A 24,049-nucleotide genomic window follows, 5' to 3' on the forward strand; every position below is an offset into this window, starting at 1 on the left:
CCCGACACCGACTTGCTCTCGCCATCGGATTGCACAACCGCCTAGCCGTACTGGGCGAAGGACGAGGTAGTTATGAAGATTCGCGAACTTGTCCATCACTGGGAACAGAACTCCAAGGGCCGCCTGACCCGCAACACCTACCAGATCCATCTCGACCTGGAGGCCGCCGCGCGCCTGGCGGCGCTGACCGAGATGTACCCCAAGCACCACACCGAGGAGCTGCTCGGCGAGCTGATCGGCGCGGCGCTGGAGGAGCTGGAGGCCAGCCTGCCCTATGTCAAGGGCAGCCAGGTCGTGGCCACCGACGAGCAGGGCGACCCCCTGTACGAGGACATCGGGCCGACCCCGCGTTTTCTCGCCCTGTCGCGCAAGTACCTGCGCGAGCTGATGCAGCAGCAGGCCAGCGCCGAGCACTGAGCCCGGCGCCTGGGCCGCGCTACTGGGGGGCCTCGGGCGTTGCCTCGCCGAGGCAACGCACGGCCTGCTTGCGGTTGTCCACCAGCACCCCGGTGAGGCCCTTCTGCTGCAGGTCGAACAGCACCAGCACGCCATCGACGCACTGCGCCACCTGGCTGGCCGGCTTGAGCGAGACCTTGTAGTCCTCGCCGGGCACGGTCTTGAGCATGGTGAAGTCGGCCAGCAGCAGCGCATCCTGCGGCTTGGCGATATGCAGGTAACCGTAATACCAGAGCACTGCGACCGTTGCGCAGATGCTGCCGATGGCGGTGAGAATCAGGGGAATGGGCTCGCGTTCACTCATTGTGGGCTCTCGGTGTCGGGAATGTCCGCCAGATGGCGCAGGCCGGCGAACCCGCCTGGGTCGCGCATGAACTGCAGCATCATCTGACGCCAGTCCGGGTCGGCAAAGGTCTGCACGTGACCGCCACGGGTCGGCTGGAACACCCGCGGCGGGGGCGCAGCTTGATACAAGCGCTCGCCGTTGGAAAGGGGCACCAGCGGATCATCGATGCTGTGGAAGATCAGCAGCGGCAGCCCCACCAGCTTCGGCATGACGTGAATGGCGCTGTCGCCGTCGGGCACCAGCCAACTCAGCGGCGTGCGCAACGGCCGGGTCAGCCAGCTGGCGCCGAGGGCGTGACGGGCGACCTCCCGGTAGCTGGCCGGCACGCCATCGAGGATCAGGGCGCTCAAGCGGGCACGCCGCTGCGGCTGCCCGGCCAGATAGTGCGTGGCCAGGGCTCCGCCCAGGCTCTGACCGAGGACGTACAGCGGCTTGTCGCGGACCTGCGGCGCCTGCTCCAGCCAGGCGAAAGCCGCGTCCAGGTCCAGATACACCGCCGGCAGGCTCGGCGCCCCCTCGGACAGACCGAACCCCCGGTAGTCCAGCATCAGCACCTGGTAGCCCTGCTCCGGCAACCACCAGGTGCCGCCCAGGTGGCTGGCCAGGTTGCCGCCGTTGCCGTGCAGGTGCAGCACCGTGCCCTTGACCGCCACCCCCTCCTTGGCCGGTAGCCACCAGGCATGCAGGCGGGTGCCATCGGCGGCCCGCAGGTATTGGTCGCGGTAGTCCAGGCGCGCATTGGCCGGGGTGAACGGCAGTCCGCGCTCGGGATAGAACAACAGCTCGCTGCAGCCGTGCAGGCACAACAGCACGGCCAGCAGCCAGCTGCGTCGTTTCACTTGCCGCCGGCGCGAACTTCTTCGCGCGCCTTGTAGGTCGCCTCATACACCCGCTCGGCCAGGCGCGAGAACGGCAGGCTCTGAATCCACACGCTGCCGGTGCCCTTGAGCGTCGCCAACAGGATGCCCTCGCCACCGAACAGCATGCTCTTGAGGCCCCCGGCCAAGGCGATGTCGTAATCGATCCCCGAACTGAACGCCACCAGGCAGCCGGTGTCCAGGCGCAGGGTCTCGTCGTTCAGCTCCTTGCGGATCACCGTGCCGCCGGCATGCACGAAGGCCAGGCCATCGCCCTCGAGCTTCTGCAGGATGAAACCCTCGCCGCCGAAGAAGCCGGCGCCCAGGCGCTTGTTGAAGCTGATGCCCAGCGCCGTGCCGTGGGCCGCGCAGAGGAAGGCGTCCTTCTGGCAAATCAACTGGCCACCCACCTCGGCCAGTTGGATCGGCACCACGGTGCCCGGATAGGGCGCGGCGAAGGCCACCCGCGCCGGACGCGCTCCGGCGTTGGAGAAGTGCGTCATGAACAGCGACTCGCCGGTGAGCAGGCGCTTGCCGACGCCCCACAGCTTGCCCAGCACGCCGCTGGCCGAGCCGTCGCCCATGCGCGTCTCGAAGCGCACGCCCTCGGTCATGTAGTTCATCACCCCGGCCTCGGCGATCACCGTCTCGCCCGGGTCGAGGATGATCTCCACGCTCTGCGCCGAGGTTCCGAGGATTTCGTAATCGAGCTGGTGACTGGGCATTCGGGGCTCCTAAGATTTCGGGCAACGCGGCCCCGGGTAGCACCCGGGCCGAGGCTTCCCACCTGGGACCAAGAGCCCCCGGGCGGAGGCCAGCGGGCACGCACGCCCCGAAAGCGGAGGTTACGGCTGTAACCGAGACCTCTTCAGGTCGCGCGCCACGTCGCCGGTCGACGGCAACGACGCCTAGAGGATATTGGCGTAGTCGGCCTCGATCCGGTCCAGGCTCAGGTGGTTGAGGAAGTTGGAGAAACACATCCACGCCGACAGCGAGTTGAGATCGCTGAACTGCGGCGGCAGGTATTTCGGTGCCACCACCAGGCCCTCGTCGACCAGCTGGCGCAGGGTGCGCATGTCCTCCAGGGTGGTCTTGCCGCAGAACAGCAGGGGGATCTGCTCCAGCTTGCCCTTGCGCACGGCCAGCTGGATGTAGTTGTAGACCATGATGAAGCCCTTCAGGTAGGACAGGTCCTTGGTGAAGGGTAGCCCGGTCGGGGACGAGCCGCGAAAGGCGCGGCTGGCGTTGCTGTAGCTGTCTTCCAGACTGAAGCCCTGTTCGCGGTAGAAATCGCACACCTGCAGGAAGTCGGCGCCCTCCTCGGCCATGTGGATGGCGCGGGTGCGGTTGGTCAGCTTGCGCAGGCGCGTGGGGTAGGAGGCGAAGGCGATCACCTCCATGAGGATCGCCAGGCCCTCCTGGGTCACGGTGGACGAGGGCGGCCCCTTAGCCAGGAAGGTGCAGATCGGCTGGTTCTGCCCATTGATCGTAGTCGCCACGTGCACCAGGCCCTCGTGCACCTCCAGGGCCTTGACGTCGCGCTCGTTGAACACCGCGTCGGCGCGGATCTTGATGTAGTCGGCGCCGGCCGCCGCGTCGGCGAGTATGCCGTCGGACTCGAACACCCGGATGGTCTCCTCCGCCTCGCCGAACACCTTGTTCAGGCGATGCTGCAGCAGGTCGACGGCCTGCTTGGCACTGAGGTTCTTCGGCTCGTCCTCGAGGTCGCCGCGCCGGTCGATGTTGTTCAGGTAGTCGGAGAACATCAGCCCCAGGTCGGACAGGGTCGGATCGCCGGCATGGAAGGCATCGGACGCCGCGCCGTAGAGGTCCTGGGAGATCAGCCCGAAATCCTCGGTGCCGCGTGCCTCGAGCATGCGGATGACCATGCGGTACTCGCGGCACATGCGCCGCATGATCTGGCCGACCGGATTGAACTGGCCGAGCTGACGGGTGATATCGCGCTCGATGTTCTGGAACTCCAGCTTCTTCGCAGCGGTATCGAAGGCCAACGGGCGACCGGCGTAATAGTCACGATCGACCGCCGGCAGCTTCTTGCCCTTGTGCTTGAGAAAGTTGCTGCGGACGTTGTCGTCCCACTTCACCGCATCCAGCACACGGATCGGCGTCTGCGCTTCGACGATGCGGTCGGACAAGGCCCGCACCGTCAGCTGGTAGTCGTCCAGTTCGTTGAGACTGTTCATCGATTCCTCGTTGCCACGCCCGCCCACAGGGAGCGGTGCGAATTACTGACCGGTGCGCTGGTAGCGCGCGACTTCGACGAACACATCCGAATTGGCCGGGTCGTCGAGATAGGCGAACACCCTATCCAGCGGGCTGGTGACCAGGACGCCCTCGCCCTGGGGCGTCTCCACGGCCTCGCCCTCCAGCACGCCCTGCTCCATCTCCTGGAGGATGCGGTCGACATCCAGACTGTAGAGCACCAGTTCGTTGCCGGTGGTCAACTCGAAGCCGGCGATGGCGAAGTTCGCCCCCATGCGTTTCGGCAGGCCGACCGACAGGTACCAACGGCGGCCGTGGTGGGCCACGGTGAAGCCGTACTCCTTGAGGCTGTCGAGATTACTGGGGTCGCCGACATAGGTCTCGGCCTTGTACAGGTTGGAGCCGGCGCGGCTGACACGCAGGAACAGTTGCTCGCCCCATTCGTTGGTGCGAGCCCATTCGCCGAGCAACGGAATGGGCGCCGCCTCATTGGCCGGGATCGGATCCCTGAAGGTGACCAGGCAGCCACTCAGTAGCAGAAAGGACACAACGATCAGCGTACGCCAGGCTTTCATTACGCTCTCCTTGTAAAACGCTCGGCACTGCGTCAGCCGGACACAGGCGGCTCTGCCATGTAAGACAAACCCCGCCGGGGCGGGGTTCGGTGCGAGGCCCAAGCCCCCATATATAACTTAAGCGTATAACACAGCCTCTCGCCCAACGCTCGCCCCGGATAGGCGACAGGGTTCAGAGCCCCAATACCAGATGCATGTAGCGCTTGAGAATCGCCAGCATGCCCTGGTTGTCCAGATGCTCGACGCCGTCGAGCAGTCCCTGGTATTCCATGCGCCGGATGATCGCGGTCAACAGCTGGGCATCCTGTTCCGGCTGGCGCGAGCCGAGCACCTGGAAGAAACGGATGACGCCCTGGGAGAGAATCTGCCCGTGGGCGTGCACCAGCTCGTGCAGGCGCGGATTGAGCAGGGCCTCCTGATGGAACGCCTGCTCGGCGAGCAGGTGGTCGCGGCGATTGACCAGCTGGTAGCGCACATACTCCACGGCCAGGCGGGCGATCTCGTCGGCCAGGAGGCGGCGCGCCTCGGGCGTGCCATCCAGATGGCCGACCAGCTCCTGCAGTACGCCTTCGGTGCTGCTCCAGAATTTCGCCATATAGGCGGCGCTGCGCTCGACGAACTGGGCGAAGGTGTCGGTGATCAGGTCGTTGATGTCTTTGAAGTAATAGGTGGTGGCCGACAGCGGCACGGCTGCCTCGGCCGCCACCGCGCGGTGGCGCACGGCCCGTACCCCCTCGCGCACGATGATGCGCATGGCGGCGTCGAGGATCGCCTGGCGACGCTGTTCGCTGCCTTGCCGGCTGGCTTTGCGCCCCTGGTACTGGACACTCTCGGCAACGGCATTGGCCACCTGGGCGGCGTTTTCTTGAGCAGGGCTAGGAGTCACGGCTGGGCTGTCCTCTGGCACGATCGCACGAACTACGGATTTAGCTTAGAGCCTGCCGGCCAGAATCTGGCCACAAAAAAGCCGCCCGAAGGCGGCTTTTTTTCAGCCGTCAGGCCTGCGGGCGCATGTGCGGGAAGAGGATCACGTCGCGGATCGACGGCGCATCGGTGAGCAGCATCACCAGGCGGTCGATGCCGATGCCCTCGCCGGCGGTCGGCGGCATGCCGTACTCCAGGGCGCGGACGAAGTCGGCATCGTAGTGCATGGCCTCGTCGTCGCCGGCGTCCTTGTCCGCCACCTGGGCCATGAAGCGCTCGGCCTGGTCCTCGGCGTCGTTCAGCTCGGAATAGGCATTGGCGATCTCGCGGCCGCCGATAAACAGCTCGAAACGGTCGGTGACGCTCGGATCCTGGTCGTTACGCCGGGCCAGCGGCGAGACCTCGAAGGGGTACTGGGTGATGAAGGTCGGCTGCTCCAGCTTGTGCTCGACCAGCTCCTCGAAAATCATCACCTGCAGCTTGCCCAGGCCCTCGAAGCCCAGCACCTTGGCGCCGGCCGCCTTGGCGATGGCGCGGGCCTTGTCGATGTCGCGCAGGTCCTCGGCGCTGATCTCGGGGTTGAACTTGAGGATCGACTCGAACACCGAGAGGCGGGCGAAGGGCTCGCCGAAGTGGAACACCTTGCCCTGGTAGGGCACGTCGGTGCTGCCCAGGACCAGCTGGGCCAGCTCGCGGAACAGCTCCTCGGTCAGGTCCATGTTGTCTTCGTAGTCGGCGTAGGCCTGGTAGAACTCGAGCATGGTGAACTCGGGGTTGTGCCGGGTCGACACGCCCTCGTTGCGGAAGTTGCGGTTGATCTCGAAGACCTTCTCGAAGCCGCCGACCACCAGGCGCTTGAGGTACAGCTCCGGGGCGATGCGCAGGAACATCTGCATGTCCAGGGCATTGTGGTGGGTCTCGAACGGCTTGGCCGCGGCGCCGCCGGGGATACTCTGCAGCATCGGCGTTTCCACTTCGAGGAAGTCGCGCTGCATGAGGAAGTTGCGAATATGGGCGATCACCTGGGAGCGCACGCGGAAGCTGTGGCGCACCTCCTCGTTGACCATCAGGTCGACGTAACGCTGGCGATAGCGCTGCTCGGTGTCGGTCAGGCCATGGAACTTGTCCGGCAGCGGGCGCAGCGACTTGGTCAGCAGGCGCACGTCGGTCATTTCCACGTACAGGTCGCCCTTGCCGGAGCGGGCCAGGGTGCCCACGGCGGCGATGATGTCGCCCAGGTCCCAATGCTTGATCGCTTCCAGGGTCTCGGCCGGCAGGGTCTTGCGGTTGACGTAGAGCTGGATGCGTCCGCTCATGTCCTGCAGCACCAGGAAGGCGCCGCGGTTGAGCATGATGCGCCCGGCGACCTTGACCGGAATGGCAGCTTCGGCCAGGGCCTCCTTGGAGGCGTCGACGTACTGTTTCTGCAGATCCCCGCAATAGCAGGTGCGACGGAAGTCGTTGGGGAAGGCGTTGCCCTGCTCGCGCAGGCTGGCCAGCTTTTCCTTGCGCTGGGCAATCAGCTTGTTTTCTTCCTGCTGCAGTTCGTGCTGGTCGAGTTGTTGGTCGCTCATGGTCGTCTATCTGCCTGGCGTCTAAATCAAATGGGTTACGGGCAGGGGCGCGTGGCCCCTGCAGGTGCGGATCACAGGCCCTGTTTCAGGCTGGCTTCGAGGTACTGGTCGAGGTCGCCATCGAGCACCTTCTGGCAGTCGCTGCGCTCGACGCCGGTGCGCAGATCCTTGATGCGCGAGTCGTCGAGCACGTAGGAGCGGATCTGGTGGCCCCAGCCGATGTCCGACTTGCTGTCTTCCAGGGCCTGGGAGGCGGCGTTGCGCTTCTGCATTTCCAGCTCGTACAACTTGGCCCGCAGCATCTTCATCGCGGTGTCCTTGTTGGCGTGCTGCGAGCGCTCGTTCTGGCAGGCCACCACGGTGTTGGTCGGCACGTGGGTGATACGCACCGCCGAGTCGGTGGTGTTGACGTGCTGACCGCCGGCGCCGGAGGAGCGGTAGGTGTCGATACGCAGGTCGGCCGGGTTGATCTCGATCTCGACCTTGTCGTCGATCTCGGGGGAGACGAACACCGCCGAGAACGAGGTGTGGCGACGGGCACCGGAGTCGAACGGGCTCTTGCGCACCAGGCGGTGCACGCCGATCTCGGTTCGCAACCAGCCGAAGGCGTACTCGCCCTTGATGTGCACGGTGGCGCCCTTGATGCCGGCGACTTCGCCCTCGGACAGCTCGATGATGGTGGCGTCGAAGCCGCGCTTGTCGGCCCAACGCAGGTACATGCGCAGCAGGATGTTGGCCCAGTCCTGGGCCTCGGTGCCGCCGGAACCGGCCTGGATGTCCAGGTAGCAGTTGTTGGGGTCCATCTCGCCACCGAACATGCGGCGGAATTCCAGCTTCTCGAGGATTTCGCGTAGGCGCTCGACTTCGGCGACGATGTCGTTCACCGCGCCTTCGTCGTTTTCTTCGGCGGCCATTTCCAGCAGATCCTGCGAATCGGCCAGGCTGCCGGTGAGGTCATCGATGGTCTCGACGATCTGCGCCAGCATGGCGCGCTCACGGCCCAGGCTCTGGGCGTACTCGGGCTTGTTCCAGACGCTGGCGTCTTCCAGCTCGCGGTTTACTTCGACCAGACGATCAGCTTTGTGATCGTAGTCAAAGATACCCCCGAATGGTCTGGGTGCGCTCGGACAGGTCCTTGATGCTGTTGAGGATCGGGTTGATTTCCATGGCAGGCGGCACTCGCAGGTCAAACTTTCGGAAAAGCCGGCGAGTATACCCCAGACGCGCGGCGCCGGCAGCCCGCCGCGTCACCCGGCCATCGCCCGATGGCCGGGAATTCGCGCCTGCAGCCCCCAGTACGCCGGCCCAGGGGCCGACTCGGAAGACAGCTCGTCGGATTCAACGCGGCGCATGCGTCGATATTGGCTAGCATTACGCGGTAACCGATCACTAATTGACGCCAGCAACATGGCGTATCAGAAGAAAAACCCGGTTGCAAGCTATGGATCAGCGACAGCCCAGCAGTAGTCCCGACCATGACACAAAACCGGCCGCCCAAGCCCCACGCCCCTGCTTCCCGCTGCCTGCGCATCCTGCTGGCGACATTGCTGTGTGTCGCGGCCGGCCCCGGCCGCGCCGAGCCGCTATTCGCCCTCGACTCGGCCATCGGCGAGGCCCGCCTGACCAGCTGGCATAACCTGATCGCCCAGGGCCGCGATGCGGACGAGGACGACAAGCTCGAGGTGGTCAACGACTTCATCAACAATGCCGTAGCGTTCGGGGACGATCGCGACATCTGGGGCATGGACGAGTACTGGGCGACGCCGCTGCAGACCCTGACAAGGGGGCGCGGCGATTGCGAAGACTTCGCCATCGGCAAGTACTTCACCCTGGTGGAGATGGGCGTGCCCAGCGAGAAGCTGCGCCTGACCTTCGTCAAGGCCCTGCGCCGCAACCAGGCGCACATGGTGCTGGCCTACTACCCGACCCCGACCGCCCAGCCGCTGATCCTCGACAACCTCGACCGGCGCATCAGGCCGGCCGCCGAGCGCAAGGATCTGCTGCCGGTGTATGCCTTCAACAACCACGGCATATTCCTGGCCAAGTCGCCGCAACAGAAGTCCGCGCAGTCGCCGCAACTGCTCTCGCGCTGGAGCGATGTCAGCGCGCGCACCCTGGCCGAGCAGGCGCGCCGGCTGGACGACCGGGGCTGATCAGCGCGGTGCCAGGTGCGCCACCAGCAGCTGCACGCTTTCCTGGCCGCGGTACTCGTTGACGTCCAGCTTGTAGGCCAGCTCGACCCAGCGCACCGTCGGGTTGGGCCAGAGTTCACGGTCGACGTTGAAGGCGATGGCGTCCAGGGTCTGGCCGCCGCATTCGGTCTTGAGCACCAGCTTCAGGTGCTTGTCGCCCACCACACGCTGCTGGACGATCTGGAACACCCCGTGGAACAGCGGCTCGGGAAAGTGCTGGCCCCAGGGCCCGGCGTGGCGCAGCTCCTTGGCCAGGGGCAGATGGAACTCCTCCACCGACAGAGTGCCGTCGGACAGCAGGCGCCCGGTCAGATCGTCCTCGCAGAGCTGGCGCCGCACCTCGGCGTCGAAGGCCGCGGCGAAGGCGCCGAAGTGCTCCTGCGGCAGGGACAGGCCGGCGGCCATGGCATGGCCGCCGAACTTGCTGATCAGGCCAGGGTGGCGAGCCGCCACGGCGTCCAGCGCATCGCGGATATGCAACCCCGGCACCGAGCGCGCCGAGCCCTTGAGCACACCCTCGCCGGCATCGGCGAAGGCGATGGCCGGGCGGTGGTAGCGCTCCTTCAGGCGCGAGGCGAGGATGCCGATCACCCCCTGGTGCCAGTCCGGCTCGAACAGGCACAGGCCGAACGGCAGGCTCTCGACCGGCAAGTCCTTGAGCTGGGCCAGGGCCTCGCGCTGCATGCCCTGCTCGATGGCCTTGCGGTCCTGGTTGAGCTGGTCGAGCTGCACCGCCATGTCGCGGGCCAGGGCCTCGTCCTCGCACAGCAGGCACTCGATGCCCAGGCTCATGTCGTCCAGGCGCCCGGCGGCATTCAGGCGCGGGCCGAGGATGAAGCCCAGGTCGGTGGAGCTGATGCGCCGGTGGTCGCGCCCGGCCACCTCGAGAATCGCCCGCAACCCCGGACGGGCGCGGCCGGCGCGTATGCGCGCCAGGCCCTGATGCACCAGGATGCGGTTGTTGGCGTCCAGCGGCACCACGTCGGCGACGCTGCCCAGGGCCACCAGGTCGAGCAGCTCGGCCAGATTGGGTTCGGCGCGCGTGGCGAACCAGCCCGACTCGCGCAGGCGCGCGCGCAACGCCAGCAGCACGTAGAACATCACCCCGACCCCGGCCATGGCCTTGCTCGGGAAGGTGCAGCCCGGCTGGTTGGGGTTGACGATGGCATCGGCCGCCGGCAGCTCGGGGCCCGGCAGGTGGTGGTCGGTGACCAGCACCTTGAGCCCGGCGGCCTTGGCCGCGGCCACCCCCTCGACGCTGGAGATGCCGTTGTCCACCGTGATCAGCAACTGCGGCCGGCGTTCCAGGGCCACCGCGACGATTTCCGGGGTCAGCCCATAGCCATACTCGAAGCGATTGGGCACCAGGTAATCGACCTGGGCGGCGCCGAGCAGGCGCAGGCCGAGCACCCCGACAGAACTGGCGGTGGCGCCATCGGCATCGAAATCGCCGACTATCAGCAGGCGCTGCCCCTGCTCCAGGGCCTCGACCAGGAGCTCGACGGCCGCGTCGATACCCTTGAGTTGCGAGTAAGGCAGCAGGCGCGCCAGCCCCTTGTCCAGTTCGGCCGCCGACTGCACGCCGCGGGCGGCATAGAGACGGGTCAACAGCGGCGGCAGGTTGCCCAGGTCGGGCAGGGTTTCGGGCAGCGGGCGGGGCTCGATACGCATCAATAGTCCAGGGGGTCTTCTTAATGGGTGTACAGCGGTCGCAGGATGGATTGAGCGCAGCGATACCCATCACTACTTGCAACCCAACGGGTATCGCCGGCTCGATCCCTCCGACAGATCAGGGCCTTTATCTTTCGCCGGCCAGCCACTCGATGGGCAGCTCGTGCTGGCCGCGCTCGTCGGTGACGAACAGCTCGCCGTCGCTGATCATCACGCTCCAGCTCAGCGCCCGCGGCATGTCCTGGGCCAGGCTGGCCAGGGCTTCCTGGCCCAGGGACACCACATTGATGTTCTTCAGGCTGCGCACCGGGTCGAGCTCCTTGGTCTGCCACACCCGCAGGTTGCCGTAGGCCACCAGGCTGAACTTTTCGGTACGCCGCGAGCACCAGGTGATGCGCTCGCTGTCCGGCTGGCCGACCTCGATCCAGTGCAGCACGCGGTCGTCCAGGCTCTTCTCCCACAACGCCGGCTCGTCGACATCCGACAGGCCACGGCCGAAGGCCAGCTGCTCGTGATAGAACAGGGCGTAGGCGATCAGCCGCGCGGCCAGGCGCTCCTCGGTCTCCGAGGGGTGGCGGGCGACGGTGAACCGCAGGCTCTCGTAGACGCTGCGGTCGATGTCGGTGAGGTTCAGGTCGATCTTGTAGGTGGTGGACGGCAGGGCCATGGGCGGGCTTCTTGGCTGGGCGAAAAGGCCGCAAGTCTAACCCGAAACGCCGCCCGCCGGGCCGGCGCTCAACAACGCAGCTGCCGCTCGCGGCCGTCGATCGGGTCCAGGTAGTGGATGATCGCCTGGCTGGTGCTCAGCTCCACCTGCAGCCGGCAGTAATGCTCGCCGTGACGCCAGGCCATGGCCAGGCTGCTGTCGCTGGACTGGATCAGCTCGAAGCGGCCGGCGAAAGCCGGGTGCCGGTTACGCAGGCGCATCAACGCCAGCAGGCGCTGTACCACGGGCCGCTGCAGCGCCGCTTGAGCCTCGTCGAGGCCGTAGTGGTGGCGGTTGACATCCCGCGCCTCGCCGCTGCGTTCGGCCAGCTCGAAGTCGTTGCAGCCGGCCAGCAGGCCGACGTAATAGACCTGGGGGATGCCGGGGGTGAAGAACTGGATGGCCCGCGCGGCGATATAGGCCTCCTCGTTGCGCATCAGCGCCTCGAAGAAGGTGCAGGTCAGCTGGTAGATGGCCCCGACGCTGTGCACGTTGACTGCCGAGCGGCGCATGATCGGGTCGGCGCTGCGGGTCGACACCTCGTCCACCAGGTAGCGGATCTCCGCCTCGGGCAGCACGCCTTCGACATCGGGGATGCAGATGCCGTCGTGGGTATCGAGCACCGTGATCTGGTTGCGCGGACACATGCGCAGCCACTGCTTGAGGTAACGGCTGTTGCCGGCGAGGAAGGCATGCAGCACCAGCGGCGGCAGGGCGAAGGCATAGGGGCGCATGTTGCGCCGCGAGATGGCGTACTGGTAGCTGATGTGGTCGTGTACCTCGGGCAGCATCTCGGCGCCGTACTTGGCCCCGGTTTCGCGGAACCATTCGAGGATGCGGTAGACGTCCGGCTCGACCAGAAAGCAGCTGCTGCCGATGCGCTTGGTGGTGTAGCCGAAGGCATCCAGGCGCAGCAGCTTGACCCCGCGGGCGGCGAGGAAGGCCATGTACTGCTCCATCAGCCGGTAGGTCTGCGGCGACTCGTAGTTCAGGTCGATCTGCCGCTCGGTGAAGGTGCACCAGACCCGGCACTGGCTGCCATCGGCCAGCTGCACCCGGCGAAACGGCTCCTTCTCCTTGCGGATATGGATCTTCGCCAGGTCCTCCAGGCCGATCTCGCCCAGCTTGTCGACCTGCACGAACAGCTCGGCATGGGCCGAGGCCTGGCCATTGGCGAGGAAGTCGAGAAACTCCGGCGACTCGTCGGCTATATGGCTGATGATCAGGTCGACGCACAGGTCGAAGCGCGCGGAGATGCGCTCCACATCCGCCCAGTCGCCGTAGCGCGGATCCACCTCCGTGTGGGTCAGCGGCGAGAAGCCGCCATCGGCGTTGGACGGATACAGCGGCAGGATATGCACGCCGCCGAGCGCGTCGGCCAGGTGCTGGTCGAGCAGCTGGTAGAGTTCGCCCAGGTTGCGCCCCAGGCGGTCGGGATAGGTAATCAGTTGGACAGCGTTGCGCAGTGGCATGCGTACTCCTGATGGGCTGAATGAATAGCGAAGCAATTGCCCCTGCCCCTCGTGTAGGTGACACAACCCAGGTGCGTCAAGCCAGGGCGGCCGCAGGAGGGACCAGCGTCGCCGCGCGAATTGCCCCCCTATAGCCCTGCAGGACACAGCCGCCAATGCCTGTGGCGCTGCAGGCCTGTCCCGGGACGGGCCATCGATTTTTCTCGTCCGGCGCATGTCCCAGGCCCCATGCAATCGAATAGGCTAGGCGCGACGCACCATCCACTCGGAGTCATGCATGAATCCCAGCAAACCCCTCGCCGGCCTCAAGGTCATCGAACTCGGCAGCCTGATCGCCGGTCCCTTCGCCGCGCGCATCTGCGCCGAATTCGGCGCCGAGGTGATCAAGGTCGAGTCGCCCGACGGCGGCGACCCGCTGCGCAAGTGGCGCAAGCTGTACGAGGGCACCTCGCTGTGGTGGTTCGTGCAGGCGCGCAACAAGCAGTCGATCACCCTCAACCTCAAGCACGAGGCCGGCCTCGAGGTGCTCAAGCGGCTGCTGGCGGACGCCGACATCCTGATCGAGAATTTTCGCCCCGGCGTACTGGAGAAGCTCGGCCTGGGCTGGGAGGTGCTGCACGCACTCAACCCGAAGCTGGTGATGGTGCGCCTGTCCGGCTTCGGCCAGAGCGGCCCGCTGAAGGACCAGCCGGGCTTCGGCGCGGTGGGCGAGTCCATGGGCGGACTGCGTTACATCACCGGCTTCGAGGATCGTCCGCCGGTGCGTACCGGCATCAGCATCGGCGACTCCATCGCCGCACTGTGGGGGGTGATCGGCGCACTCATGGCCCTGCGCCATCGCGAGGTGGGCGGCGGCCAGGGCCAGGTGGTGGACGTGGCGCTGTACGAGGCGGTGTTCGCCATGATGGAGTCGATGGTGCCGGAGTTCGACGTGTTCGGCTTCATCCGCGAGCGCAGCGGCAACATCATGCCAGGCATCACCCCCTCCTCCATCCACACCAGCGCCGACGGCAAGCATGTGCAGATCGGCGCCAACGGCGATGCCATCTTCCAGCGCTTTATGCGCGCGATAGATCGAGAGGATCTGGCGAGCGACCCGGCGCTGGCCAGCAACGACGGTCGCGACGCCCGCCGCGACGAGCTGTACGGAGTGATCGACCGCTGGGTCGGCTCGCTGACGCTGGAACAGGTACTGACGACGCTGAACCGCGCCGAGGTGCCGGCCAGCCGCATCTACTCGGCCGAGGATATGCTCGGTGACCCGCAATTCCTCGCCCGGGAGATGTTCCTCAGCGCCAAGCTGCCGGACGGCAAGCCGTTCAAGATGCCGGGCATAGTGCCCAAGCTGTCGGAGACGCCCGGGTCGGCGGAGTGGATCGGACCGCAGCTCGGCGAACACACCGACACCCTGCTCGCCGAGCTAGGCTATGACCAAGAGCAGGTCGCCGAATTGCGCCGCAACGGCGCCGTCTGAGGGCGACCGGGAGGGCGTCATGCAGGCCGAACAGGCGCTGCCGGAAGACGTGCGCCGGGCACTGCGCGCCGGCCAGCGGGCGAGGGCCATCGCCCTGCTGCGCGCGCACCGGACCATCGGCGCCGAGGAGGCCGAAGCCCAGATCGACCGCTACCTGGAAGACAACCCGCCGATCTCCCTGCGCGGGCCCGGCGTGGTGGCCTCCAGCAAGTTGAACGCCCTGATCTGGCTGATCCTGATCCTGCTGATGGGCCTGGCCTACCTGCTGCTGGCCGACTGACGCGAAGCCCCCACACATCCACTAGAGCCGGCGACTGAACAGCAGCAGGACCACCCCCAGCAGCAGACTCAGCAACAGCCAGAACACCAGGCCGTGGCGATGGCTCGTGGCGCGGCCCGCCACAAACAGTTCGGGATGCACCTGCAGAAAGGCCTCCACCTCCTGTTTCGCTTCGCGCAGATCGAGCCCGCACGCCTCTCGCAAGCGCTTGATCGCCTCGATCTTGCGTCCCCGCCGCAATGCCGCCATTACCGAGGGCGGCAGCTCATCGCGTCGTCGATTCATGGCCCGCCTCGCACCACCACCGCCACACCCTGAGCCTAGCCGCCCCTGCCCGCCCATGCAGAACCGCAGGCACAGAAACGCGCAAGCCCGGGGCCGCCAGAGGCGACACCGGGCTTGCGCCGTTCAGGCTAGCGGCTTAGAGCGGCTTGCCGCGGTTGCCGTGCTGGGCGACGAAGGCCTGAATGGTCTTCAGGTCGTTGGCCAGCACGGTGCAACGCTCCTCGCGCTCGAACAGGTCGGACAGGTGCGCCGGCAGCGCCGGCGCCTGGCCGACACCGGCCTTCTCCACCGCCTCGGGGAACTTCACCGGGTGCGCGGTACCCAGGATCACCATGGGCACCGCCAGACTGCGGCGGCACTCGCGAGCGGCGCGCACGCCGATGGCGGTGTGCGGGTCGAGCAACTCGCCACACTCGGCATACACCTCGGCGATGGTCTGACAGGTCTGCGCATCGTCCACCGCCAGGGAGTCGAACAGCTTGCGCGCCTCGGTCCAGCGATCTTCCTCGACGCTGAAGCCGCCACCCTGCCTGAAGGTGTCCATCAGGCCGGCGATGGCGGCGCCGTTGCGGCCGTGCAGGTCGAACAGCAGGCGCTCGAAGTTGGACGAGACCATGATGTCCATGGACGGCGACAGGGTCGGGTGCAGGGTGTCCTTGACGTACTGGTTGCCGCTCATGAAGCGGTGCAGGATGTCGTTGCGGTTGGTCGCCACGACCAGCTGACTGATCGGCAGGCCCATGTTGCGCGCCAGGTAACCGGCGAAGATGTCACCGAAGTTGCCGGTCGGCACCGAGAAGGCCACCGAGCGGGCCGGCCCGCCGAGCTGCAGCGCGGCGTGGAAGTAGTAGACGATCTGGGCCATGATCCGCGCCCAGTTGATCGAGTTGACCGCCACCAGGCGGGTGCCCTTGAGGAAGCCCTGGTCGGCGAAGCTGGCCTTGACCATCTCCTGGCAGTCGTCGAAGTTGCCTTCCACGGCGATGTTGTGGATGTTGTCGCCGAGGATGGTGGTCATCTGCCGGCGCTGCACCTCGGACACCCGGTTGTGCGGGTGCATGATGAAGATGTCGACGTGTTCGCAGGCCTTGCAGCCCTCGATCGCTGCAGACCCCGTATCCCCCGAGGTCGCGCCCATAATCACCACGCGCTCGCCGCGCTTGGACAGCACGTGGTCGAGCAGGCGGCCGAGCAGCTGCAGGGCGAAGTCCTTGAAGGCCAGGGTCGGGCCGTGGAACAGCTCCAACACCCACTCGTTGCCGTTGAGCTGGCGCAGCGGCGCCACGGCGTTGTGGGCGAACACGCCGTAGGTTTCCTCGAGAATCTTCTTGAAGTCGCCGTCGCCGATGCTGCCGGCCACGAACGGGCGCATCACCCGGAAGGCCAGCTCGTGGTAGGGCAGGCCGGCCCAGGAAGCGATCTCCTCCTGGGTGAAGCGCGGCAGGTTTTCCGGCACGTAGAGGCCGCCGTCGCTGGCCAGACCGGCCAGCAGGACGTCTTCGAAGTTGAGGGCCGGGGCCTGGCCGCGGGTACTGATATAACGCATGACTTTCTTACCTCAGACCAGTTGCTCGACACGGATGCGCACGACGCTGCCGACCACGTCGTCCAGCGCCTCCAGGGCGGCGATCGCCTCGTCGATGCGCGCCTCGACCACCCGGTGGGTGACCAGGATCATCGGCACCAGGCCGTCGTGCTCCTCGACCTCCTTCTGCATGATCGACTCGATGTTGATGCCGCGCGCCGAGAGGATGCTCGCCACCTGGGCCAGCACGCCCGGATGGTCCTTGGCCTGGATGCGCAGGTAGTAGGCGCTCTCGCAGGCGTCGATCGCCAGGATCGGATGGTCGGACAACGAATCCGGCTGGAAGGCCAGGTGCGGCACGCGGTTGGTCGGGTCGGTGGTCAGGGCGCGGACCACGTCGACCAGGTCGGCCACCACCGAGGAGGCGGTGGGCTCCATGCCGGCGCCGGCGCCGTAGAACAGGGTCGAGCCCGCCGCATCGCCGTTGACCATGACCGCGTTCATCACGCCGTTGACGTTGGCGATCAGGCGGTCGGCCGGGATCAGGGTCGGATGCACGCGCAGCTCGATGCCGGCCGCGGTGCTGCGCGCCACACCCAGGTGCTTGATGCGGTAGCCCAGGGCCTCGGCGTAGCCCACGTCGGCGGTGGTCAGCTGGGTGATGCCCTCGGTATAGGCCTTGTCGAACTGCAGCGGGATGCCGAAGGCGATGGAGGCGAGGATGGTCAGTTTGTGCGCGGCATCGATGCCTTCGACGTCGAAGGTCGGATCGGCCTCGGCGTAGCCCAGGGCCTGGGCCTCCTTGAGCACGTCCTCGAAGGCCCGGCCCTTCTCGCGCATCTCGCTCAGGATGAAGTTGCCGGTGCCGTTGATGATGCCGGCCAGCCAGTTGATGCGGTTGCCGGCCAGGCCCTCGCGGATCGCCTTGATCACCGGAATGCCGCCGGCCACCGCCGCCTCGAAGGCGACGATGACGCCCTTCTCGCGGGCCTTGGCGAAGATCTCGTTGCCATGCACGGCGATCAGCGCCTTGTTCGCGGTGACCACGTGCTTGCCGTTGTCGATGGCCTTGAGCACCAGCTCACGGGCCAGGGTATAGCCGCCGATCAGCTCGATGACGACCTCGATCTCCGGATTGTCGACCAGCTCGAAGACATCCTTGGTAATCGCGATACCGGTAATGTCGCACTGCGGGTTCTGCGAACGCAGCGCAATCTGCGCCACCTCGATGCCACGCCCGGCACGACGCGCGATTTCCTCGGCGTTGCGCTTGAGCACGTTGAAGGTACCGCCACCGACGGTTCCCAGCCCACAGATGCCTACTTTGACCGGTTTCACACTGAACTCCCCATCTGCACTGCATAAAACGGCCGGAGCGAGCCCCGGCCGTAGAAAAGAGCCGCACCTTACGAAGCGGCCGTTTATTAGTCAATCGGCTACAGACCCTGAATTACTTGGCCTCCAGCGCCTGCTTGGCCAACTGCGGCGCCGGCTGATAGCCCGGGATCAGCTTACCGTTGGCCAGGACGATGGCCGGCGTGCCGTTGACGCCGATCATCTGCCCCAGGGCGTACTGCTGAGCCACCGGGTTGTCGCACTGGGCCTCGGGCACGTCCTTGCGCGCCTTGGCCAGATCCATCGCCGCCTTGCGGTCCTTGGCGCACCAGACGCTGACCAGCTCCTTGTACGCCGCACTCTGCAAGCCCTGACGCGGGAAGGCGACATAGCGGACTTCGACGCCGAGGCGGTTGAGCTCGGGCACCTCGCTGTGCAGCTTCTGGCAGTAGCCGCAGTCGGTGTCGGTGAACACGGTGATATGGGACTTCGGCGCTTCAGGGGCGAACACCACCATTTCCTCGGCGGAAATGCCATTGATCTGCTGGGCGATGGCGCGACTCTCCTGCTCTTCGGTCAGGTTGGTCACCTGACCGTCCTTGAACTGATAGAGGTAGCCCTGCAGGACGAACTGGCCGTCGGCGCTGGCATAGAGCTGGCGACCGCCCTTGAGCTGGACCTGATACAGCCCCGGCATCGGGCTCTCGGCGATGGCCTCGATCGGCATTTCGGGCTGGATCGACAGCAGATTCTGACGAATCGCCTGGTCGGGCTCCGCGGCCAGGCTAAGGGTGCTGGCCAGGACAAGGGCCACAGCCGCAGAAATGCGGGTCAGATGCATGGAAACTCCTGTCAAGCGACGGTCAAACGAAGATCGGCACAGCCTACCATAGAAGCCCCGAAAGGCAGACGGCGACAGCCCGACGGCCATCTCAGCCGCGCGGATGGTGCGTGGCGTGCAGCGCCTGCAAGCGCGCCTGGGCGATATGGGTATAGATCTGCGTGGTCGACAGGTCGCTGTGCCCCAACAGCATCTGCACCACGCGCAGGTCGGCGCCGTGGTTGAGCAGATGGGTGGCGAAGGCATGGCGCAGGGTGTGCGGCGACAGCGCCTGCACGATACCGGCGACCCGGGCCTGGAGCTTGATCCGGTGCCAGAAGGTCTGCCGGGTCATCTGCTCGCCACGCAGACTGGGGAACAGCACATCGCTCGGCTTGCCGCCGAGCAGCAGCGGCCGCGCCTCCTTGCTGTAGCGCTCGATCCAGGCGATCGCCTCCTCCCCCAGGGGCACCAGGCGCTCCTTGCTGCCCTTGCCGAAGACCCGCAGCACCCCCTGGCGCAGGTTGACCTGCTCCAGGGTCAGGCCGACCAGTTCGCTGACCCGCAGGCCGCAGGCATAGAGCACCTCGAGCATCGCGCGGTCGCGCAGGCCGAGCGGGTCGTCCAGCTCGGGGGCCGCCAGCAGCGCCTCGACGTCGGCCTCGGAGAGGGACTTGGGCAGGGGCCGGCCTAGCTGGGGCAGATCCACCTGCAAGGTCGGATCGATGGCGACCACCCCCTCGCGCAAGAGGAAGCGATAGAGGCCGCGCGCGGCGGAGATGAAGCGCGCAGTGGAACGCGCCTTGTAACCCTCGTTCAGACGCCAGGCCAAGTGATCGAGCACGGCTTCGCGCCCAACCCGTTCCAGCAACAGTCCTCGCGCCTCCAGCCAGCCATTGAAGTGCGCCAGGTCGCTGCGGTAGGCCGCCCGGGTGTGCTCGGACAAGCCTTTTTCCAACCAGAGGGCCTCGAGGAAGCGGTCGATCAGCGGGTGGTCTATAGCGGGCATGGAAGAGAGCTATGGCAGTGCCTGAAAGCACGCTAGTCTTCCACAGCCTGGGCAAGTACGACCAGCGCCTCGCACTCAAGGACCCCCGATGAACGAACAGCAAATCCTCTTCGCCTTCGCCACCATCGGCGCATCCGCCCTCGCCTGCCAGTGGCTGGCCTGGCGCCTGCGCCTGCCGGCAATCCTGTTCCTGCTGATCTGCGGCATCCTCGCCGGACCGGTACTGGGCTGGCTCGACCCCCAGGCGCTGTTCGGTCCCCTGCTGTTCCCCATGGTGTCGATGGCGGTGGCGCTGATCCTGTTCGAGGGCAGCCTGACCCTGCACCTGTCCGAGTGGCGCGAGATCGGCACCGTGGTCCGGCGCATGGTCACGGTGGGCGCCCTGGCCACCTGGGCGGTGATCGCCGCCGCCACCCACTATCTGCTCGGCTTCACCTGGGAGATGGCCCTGCTGTTCGGCACCCTGACCCTGGTCACCGGTCCCACGGTGATAGTGCCTATGCTGCGCGTGGTGCGGCCCAAGGCTTCGGTGGCCAATATCCTGCGCTGGGAAGGCATCGTCATCGACCCGATCGGCGCACTGCTGGCCGTGGTGGTGTTCAGCTTCATCATCGCCAGCGGCGAAGGCGAAGGCTGGAGTCAAAGCCTGGCCACCTTCGCCGGCGTGATTCTCTGCGGCAGCCTGTTCGGCGTCGCCGGTGGCTGGACCCTGGGCCAGGTGCTACGGCGCCAGTGGCTGCCGGACTACCTGCACAACCTCGCCGTGCTGGCCACCGTGCTCGGCGTGTTCATCGCCTCCAACGAGGCGATGCACGAGTCCGGCCTGCTCGCGGTGACCCTGATGGGCATGTGGCTGGCCAACATGAAGGGCGTGGACGTGCGGCACATCCTGCACTTCAAGGAGAACCTCAGCGTGCTGCTGATCTCCGGCCTGTTCATCCTGCTCGCCGCGCGTCTCGACCTCGGCGCCCTGCTGGCCCTGGGGCCGGCGGTGCTGGTTCTGCTGGCGGTGATTCAGTTCGTCGCCCGCCCGCTGAACGTGGCCCTGTCCACCTTCGGCTCCAACCTGAACTGGCGCGAACGCGCCCTGCTCGCCTGGATATCCCCGCGCGGCATAGTCGCCGCGGCGGTTTCGGCGATCTTCGCCATCCGCCTGAGCGAAACCGGCCACGCCGGCGCCGAACTGCTGGTACCGCTGACCTTCGCCGTGATCATCGGCACCGTGGTGCTGCAGAGTGCCACCGCCCGCCCCCTGGCCAGCCTGCTCAAGGTCGCCGAGCCGGCCCCCAGCGGTTTTCTCATCGTCGGCGCCAACCCGGTGGCGCGGACCATCGGCAAGGCCCTGCAACAACTGGGCTGCCGCGTACTGCTGACCGATTCGAGCTGGGAGAACATTCGCGCCGCGCGCATGGACAACCTGCCGACCTACTTCGGCAACCCCGCCTCCCAGCATGCCGAGGCGCACCTCGATCTGGTCGGCATCGGTCACCTGCTGGCGCTGTCGCCGGCCGGCGAGCTGAATACCCTGGCGAGCATGCGCTTCCGCCACGAATTCGGCCACGCCCGCCTGTTCAGCCTGGCCAGCGGCCAGGAAAGCCGGCGCAGCGACAAACACCGCGCCAGCGACGAACACCGCGGCCGTCCCCTGGGCAACCAGGCACTGACCTACCCCCATGCAGCCAGTCGCCTGGCCAAGGGCGCCGAGCTGTACAGCACGACCCTGACCGACAGCTTCACCTGGAGCGAATACCAGGCCCTGCACGGCTCACGCGCCACGCTGCTGTTCGCCCGCGACCGCGAAGGCTGGGTGCACGTAGTGACGCCACAGAGCAACCTGCAACCGCAGAGTGGCTGGACCCTGGTGGCCCTGGTCGAGCCCCAGCCGGCGGGCAGCGAGAGCGCCGAGCTGGAAAGCCTGCAGACCTCATAAACGCCAAAGTCCCTGGTCGCCCGCGCCGACCAGGGACCTATCCCGCGCCGCGGCGCGCAAGCCCAGGCGAAGCCCCTTGCATTCTCACGCCCTCAGGCCACCCGCCGCACCGGCATGAGCCGGCCAATCCGGACGCCACCACACCACCGCCAAGGCGCTCGCCCCTCCCGACGCTGCGACGCCGGGCGTACGGGCGGAATAATGCGCCCCCATCACTTGCTCACACCAGAAACGAAAAAAGCAGCCCGAGGGCTGCTTTTTTCTGCAGGGAAGCGCGCCTTAGGCGAGCTTTTCCTTGATGCGCGCGGCCTTGCCGGACAGATCGCGCAGGTAGTACAGCTTGGCCTTGCGCACGTCACCACGACGCTTGACAGCCAGGCTGTCGACCAGCGGGCTGTAGGTCTGGAAAGTACGCTCGACACCGACACCGCTGGAGATCTTGCGCACGGTGAAGGCGCTGTTCAGGCCACGGTTGCGCTTGGCGATGACGACGCCTTCGAAGGCCTGCAGACGCTGACGGTCGCCTTCCTTCACCTTGACCTGAACGACCACGGTGTCGCCTGGGGCGAAGGCCGGGATCTCTTTGTTCATCTGCTCGGCTTCGAGCTGCTGGATAATCTTGTTAGTCATGCTGCGCTCCTAAGACAGACCTCGTCTGCCATCGATACCTTAACTATCGTCCCGCTGGCGGATGTATTCCTCCAGCAGCTTCTTCTCTTCTCCAGAAAGCGAGCGGCTATCCAGAAGATCGACACGGCGCTCCCAGGTCCGACCAAGGGACTGCTGCAAACGCCAGCGCCGGATGTGTTCATGGTTGCCGCTAAGCAACACCTCGGGAACACGTTTATCCGCATACACCTCCGGGCGGGTGTAGTGCGGGCAGTCGAGCAGGCCATCCGTAAAGGAGTCCTCCTCGGCCGAGTCCGCATGACCTAGTGCACCAGGCAAGAGGCGCGTTACCGCATCGATCAGCACCATGGCCGGAAGCTCACCGCCGGACAGGACGTAATCGCCGATCGACCATTCTTCATCGACATGCGCCTCGATAAAGCGCTCGTCGATGCCTTCGTAGCGTCCGGCGATGAGGATCAGTGCCTCCTCCTTCGCCAGTTCGCGTACCGCTGACTGGGTCAGCTTACGGCCTTGCGGCGAGAGGTAAATCACCTTCGCCTCACCCCCCGCGGCCTGCTTCGCACCCTGCAAAGCATCCTCGAGCGGCTTGATCTTCATCACCATACCCGGACCGCCACCGAAAGGCCGATCATCCACCGTGTGGTGACGGTCTGTGGTGTAGCTCCGCGGGTTCCAACAGGTCAGCTGCAACAGCCCCTGCTTCACCGCACGGCTAGTGATGCCGTATTCGCCGATGGCGGCAAACATCTCCGGGAACAACGTAATGACTTCGACGCGCAAGCTCGGCATGGCGTTCAGAAGTCCGCGTCCCAGTCCACCCGCATCTCGCCGGCAGCCAGGTCGATCGACAGCACACATTGCCCGGTATAGGGCAGCAGGCGTTCGCGATCATCCAGACTGCCCGGGCTGGGCTTGACCACCATCACATCGTTGGCACCGGTCTCGAACAGGTGGTCGATCTTGCCGAGCAACTGCCCCGCCTGATCGATGACGCTGAGACCTTCCAACTGATACCAGTAGAACTCGCCTTCGCTCAGTTCCGGCAACTCGCTACGGGCCACGCAAATCTCGAAACCGGCGTAGCTACGCGCCACTTCGCGATCGTCGAGCCCCTTGAGCTTCGCTACCAGGACCTTGCCCTGCAGGCGGCCACTGGCCAATTCGACCTGCTTTACCTCGTTATCGCGCCTGAGCGTCCAACGACGGTAGTCGAGCACGTTATCCACGGGATCGGTAAAGGAGTACACCTTCACCTCCCCTCGCACGCCATGCACCGAAACGATCTTGCCGAGTACAACCAGATCCTCGGCAGGTGCCGGCGTCGTGCTCATAGGGAGTGCTTAGGCTGCGGCCTTAGCAGCTTCCTTCAGCAGCTGAGCAACACGCTCAGACGGCTGCGCGCCCTGGCTCAGCCAGTAGTTGGCACGCTCTTGATTCACGGACAGCTTCACTTCGGCACCCGAGGCAATCGGATTGAAGAAGCCGATGCGCTCAACGAAGCGACCATCGCGCGCATTGCGGCTGTTGGTCACGGTCAGGTGGTAGAAGGGGCGCTTTTTGGAGCCGCCACGAGCAAGACGGATGGTTACCATTGAACTTCGTTCCTGTAGTCGGTGCTGCAAAACTGAAATGCACGCATAGGGCACTAGGCCCGAAAGGCCGCATATTCTAAGGATTATCCGGCTTTTTGCAAATCTCTTTTTGGGCCCGCCGGTCGCAGCCACGAGCAAGCCCCCAGCCACGGGGCGCGAGACGCGCACCG

The 24,049-nt window shown here is 66.0% G+C and carries 25 protein-coding genes; 5 read left to right on the top strand and 20 right to left on the bottom strand.

What is annotated here, in order from left to right:
- Positions 1–72 precede the first annotated feature (72 nt).
- Positions 73–417, top strand: a complete 345-nt coding sequence (locus SBP02_RS15220; RefSeq protein ID WP_318642954.1) for a pilin assembly protein — start codon at positions 73–75, stop codon at positions 415–417.
- Between the two features lie 19 nt (positions 418–436).
- Here the strand turns inward: SBP02_RS15220 and SBP02_RS15225 are convergent, their stop codons facing one another.
- The 8 genes from SBP02_RS15225 to prfB form a co-directional block, all read right to left on the bottom strand.
- Positions 437–760 carry a hypothetical protein gene (locus SBP02_RS15225; protein WP_318642955.1) on the bottom strand — a complete coding sequence of 108 codons (324 nt, stop codon included), beginning with the start codon at positions 758–760 and terminating at the stop codon, positions 437–439.
- Positions 757–1,641: an alpha/beta hydrolase gene (locus tag SBP02_RS15230; RefSeq protein WP_318642956.1), complete on the bottom strand. Its 885-nt coding sequence runs from the start codon at positions 1,639–1,641 to the stop codon at positions 757–759. The genes SBP02_RS15225 and SBP02_RS15230 overlap by 4 nt, the downstream gene beginning before the upstream one ends.
- Positions 1,638–2,384: a TIGR00266 family protein gene (locus SBP02_RS15235; protein WP_318642957.1), complete on the bottom strand. Its 747-nt coding sequence runs from the start codon at positions 2,382–2,384 to the stop codon at positions 1,638–1,640. Before SBP02_RS15235 ends, SBP02_RS15230 begins: the two co-directional genes overlap by 4 nt.
- A gap of 183 nt (positions 2,385–2,567) precedes the next feature.
- Positions 2,568–3,863: a flavohemoglobin expression-modulating QEGLA motif protein gene (locus SBP02_RS15240; protein ID WP_318642958.1), complete on the bottom strand. Its 1,296-nt coding sequence runs from the start codon at positions 3,861–3,863 to the stop codon at positions 2,568–2,570.
- A gap of 42 nt (positions 3,864–3,905) precedes the next feature.
- On the bottom strand, positions 3,906–4,457 hold the full coding sequence (locus tag SBP02_RS15245; RefSeq protein WP_318642959.1) for a hypothetical protein: 552 nt from the start codon (positions 4,455–4,457) through the stop codon (positions 3,906–3,908).
- Between the two features lie 172 nt (positions 4,458–4,629).
- Positions 4,630–5,343: a TetR/AcrR family transcriptional regulator gene (locus SBP02_RS15250; protein ID WP_318642960.1), complete on the bottom strand. Its 714-nt coding sequence runs from the start codon at positions 5,341–5,343 to the stop codon at positions 4,630–4,632.
- A gap of 109 nt (positions 5,344–5,452) precedes the next feature.
- Positions 5,453–6,955, bottom strand: coding sequence for a lysine--tRNA ligase (gene lysS, locus SBP02_RS15255; RefSeq protein WP_318642961.1), 1,503 nt, complete (start codon positions 6,953–6,955; stop codon positions 5,453–5,455).
- Between the two features lie 71 nt (positions 6,956–7,026).
- Positions 7,027–8,122, bottom strand: a protein-coding gene (prfB, locus tag SBP02_RS15260) for a peptide chain release factor 2 (RefSeq protein ID WP_318642962.1) whose coding sequence is annotated in 2 segments (ribosomal slippage) — positions 7,027–8,049 and positions 8,051–8,122 — 1,095 coding nt in all. Because the reading frame shifts where the segments join, the coding sequence is not laid out codon by codon here.
- A 308-nt stretch (positions 8,123–8,430) separates the two neighbouring features.
- Here prfB and SBP02_RS15265 point away from each other — a divergent pair.
- Positions 8,431–9,108, top strand: coding sequence for a transglutaminase-like cysteine peptidase (locus tag SBP02_RS15265; protein ID WP_318642963.1), 678 nt, complete (start codon positions 8,431–8,433; stop codon positions 9,106–9,108).
- On the opposite strand, the gene recJ is transcribed toward SBP02_RS15265, so the two are convergent.
- The 3 genes from recJ to gtfA all read right to left on the bottom strand — a co-directional run bounded on the left by recJ (position 9,109) and on the right by gtfA (position 12,996).
- A complete protein-coding gene (gene recJ / locus SBP02_RS15270) occupies positions 9,109–10,818 on the bottom strand; it encodes a single-stranded-DNA-specific exonuclease RecJ (protein ID WP_318642964.1) in 1,710 nt (569 codons plus the stop codon).
- Between the two features lie 127 nt (positions 10,819–10,945).
- On the bottom strand, positions 10,946–11,485 hold the full coding sequence (locus tag SBP02_RS15275) for a YaeQ family protein (protein ID WP_318642965.1): 540 nt from the start codon (positions 11,483–11,485) through the stop codon (positions 10,946–10,948).
- A 68-nt stretch (positions 11,486–11,553) separates the two neighbouring features.
- Positions 11,554–12,996 carry a sucrose phosphorylase gene (gene gtfA / locus SBP02_RS15280; protein WP_318642966.1) on the bottom strand — a complete coding sequence of 481 codons (1,443 nt, stop codon included), beginning with the start codon at positions 12,994–12,996 and terminating at the stop codon, positions 11,554–11,556.
- A 277-nt stretch (positions 12,997–13,273) separates the two neighbouring features.
- Here gtfA and SBP02_RS15285 point away from each other — a divergent pair, with 277 nt between their 5' ends.
- Together SBP02_RS15285 and SBP02_RS15290 are read left to right on the top strand one after the other, a co-directional pair.
- A complete protein-coding gene (locus tag SBP02_RS15285; RefSeq protein WP_318642967.1) occupies positions 13,274–14,470 on the top strand; it encodes a CaiB/BaiF CoA transferase family protein in 1,197 nt (398 codons plus the stop codon).
- A 19-nt stretch (positions 14,471–14,489) separates the two neighbouring features.
- Positions 14,490–14,750 (top strand): hypothetical protein, encoded by a 261-nt coding sequence (locus tag SBP02_RS15290; RefSeq protein ID WP_318642968.1) that lies wholly within the window; start codon positions 14,490–14,492, stop codon positions 14,748–14,750.
- A gap of 21 nt (positions 14,751–14,771) precedes the next feature.
- Here SBP02_RS15290 and SBP02_RS15295 read toward each other — a convergent pair whose 3' ends face one another.
- The 5 genes from SBP02_RS15295 to xerD form a co-directional block, all read right to left on the bottom strand.
- Positions 14,772–15,035: a hypothetical protein gene (locus SBP02_RS15295; RefSeq protein WP_318642969.1), complete on the bottom strand. Its 264-nt coding sequence runs from the start codon at positions 15,033–15,035 to the stop codon at positions 14,772–14,774.
- 136 nt (positions 15,036–15,171) lie between these two features.
- Positions 15,172–16,581 (bottom strand): threonine synthase, encoded by a 1,410-nt coding sequence (gene thrC / locus SBP02_RS15300; protein ID WP_318642970.1) that lies wholly within the window; start codon positions 16,579–16,581, stop codon positions 15,172–15,174.
- 12 nt (positions 16,582–16,593) lie between these two features.
- Positions 16,594–17,898, bottom strand: a complete 1,305-nt coding sequence (locus tag SBP02_RS15305; protein ID WP_318642971.1) for a homoserine dehydrogenase — start codon at positions 17,896–17,898, stop codon at positions 16,594–16,596.
- 112 nt (positions 17,899–18,010) lie between these two features.
- Positions 18,011–18,736 (bottom strand): thioredoxin fold domain-containing protein, encoded by a 726-nt coding sequence (locus tag SBP02_RS15310; RefSeq protein WP_318642972.1) that lies wholly within the window; start codon positions 18,734–18,736, stop codon positions 18,011–18,013.
- 91 nt (positions 18,737–18,827) lie between these two features.
- Positions 18,828–19,724 carry a site-specific tyrosine recombinase XerD gene (gene xerD / locus SBP02_RS15315; protein ID WP_318642973.1) on the bottom strand — a complete coding sequence of 299 codons (897 nt, stop codon included), beginning with the start codon at positions 19,722–19,724 and terminating at the stop codon, positions 18,828–18,830.
- A gap of 88 nt (positions 19,725–19,812) precedes the next feature.
- Between xerD and SBP02_RS15320 the strand changes: the two genes are divergently transcribed.
- On the top strand, positions 19,813–21,654 hold the full coding sequence (locus SBP02_RS15320) for a cation:proton antiporter (protein ID WP_318642974.1): 1,842 nt from the start codon (positions 19,813–19,815) through the stop codon (positions 21,652–21,654).
- A gap of 279 nt (positions 21,655–21,933) precedes the next feature.
- Here SBP02_RS15320 and rplS read toward each other — a convergent pair whose 3' ends face one another.
- Genes rplS through rpsP form a run of 4 tightly spaced genes read right to left on the bottom strand, consistent with a single transcriptional unit; the run spans position 21,934 to position 23,879 of the window.
- Complete coding sequence (gene rplS / locus SBP02_RS15325; RefSeq protein WP_318642975.1) at positions 21,934–22,284, bottom strand: 50S ribosomal protein L19; 351 nt, start codon at positions 22,282–22,284, stop codon at positions 21,934–21,936.
- Between the two features lie 39 nt (positions 22,285–22,323).
- On the bottom strand, positions 22,324–23,076 hold the full coding sequence (gene trmD / locus SBP02_RS15330; RefSeq protein ID WP_318642976.1) for a tRNA (guanosine(37)-N1)-methyltransferase TrmD: 753 nt from the start codon (positions 23,074–23,076) through the stop codon (positions 22,324–22,326).
- 5 nt (positions 23,077–23,081) lie between these two features.
- A complete protein-coding gene (rimM, locus tag SBP02_RS15335; RefSeq protein ID WP_318642977.1) occupies positions 23,082–23,618 on the bottom strand; it encodes a ribosome maturation factor RimM in 537 nt (178 codons plus the stop codon).
- 9 nt (positions 23,619–23,627) lie between these two features.
- A complete protein-coding gene (gene rpsP, locus SBP02_RS15340) occupies positions 23,628–23,879 on the bottom strand; it encodes a 30S ribosomal protein S16 (protein WP_318642978.1) in 252 nt (83 codons plus the stop codon).
- Between the last annotated feature and the right edge of the window lie 170 nt (positions 23,880–24,049).

This window comes from Pseudomonas benzenivorans (assembly GCF_033547155.1).
GTDB lineage: Bacteria > Pseudomonadota > Gammaproteobacteria > Pseudomonadales > Pseudomonadaceae > Aquipseudomonas > Aquipseudomonas benzenivorans_B.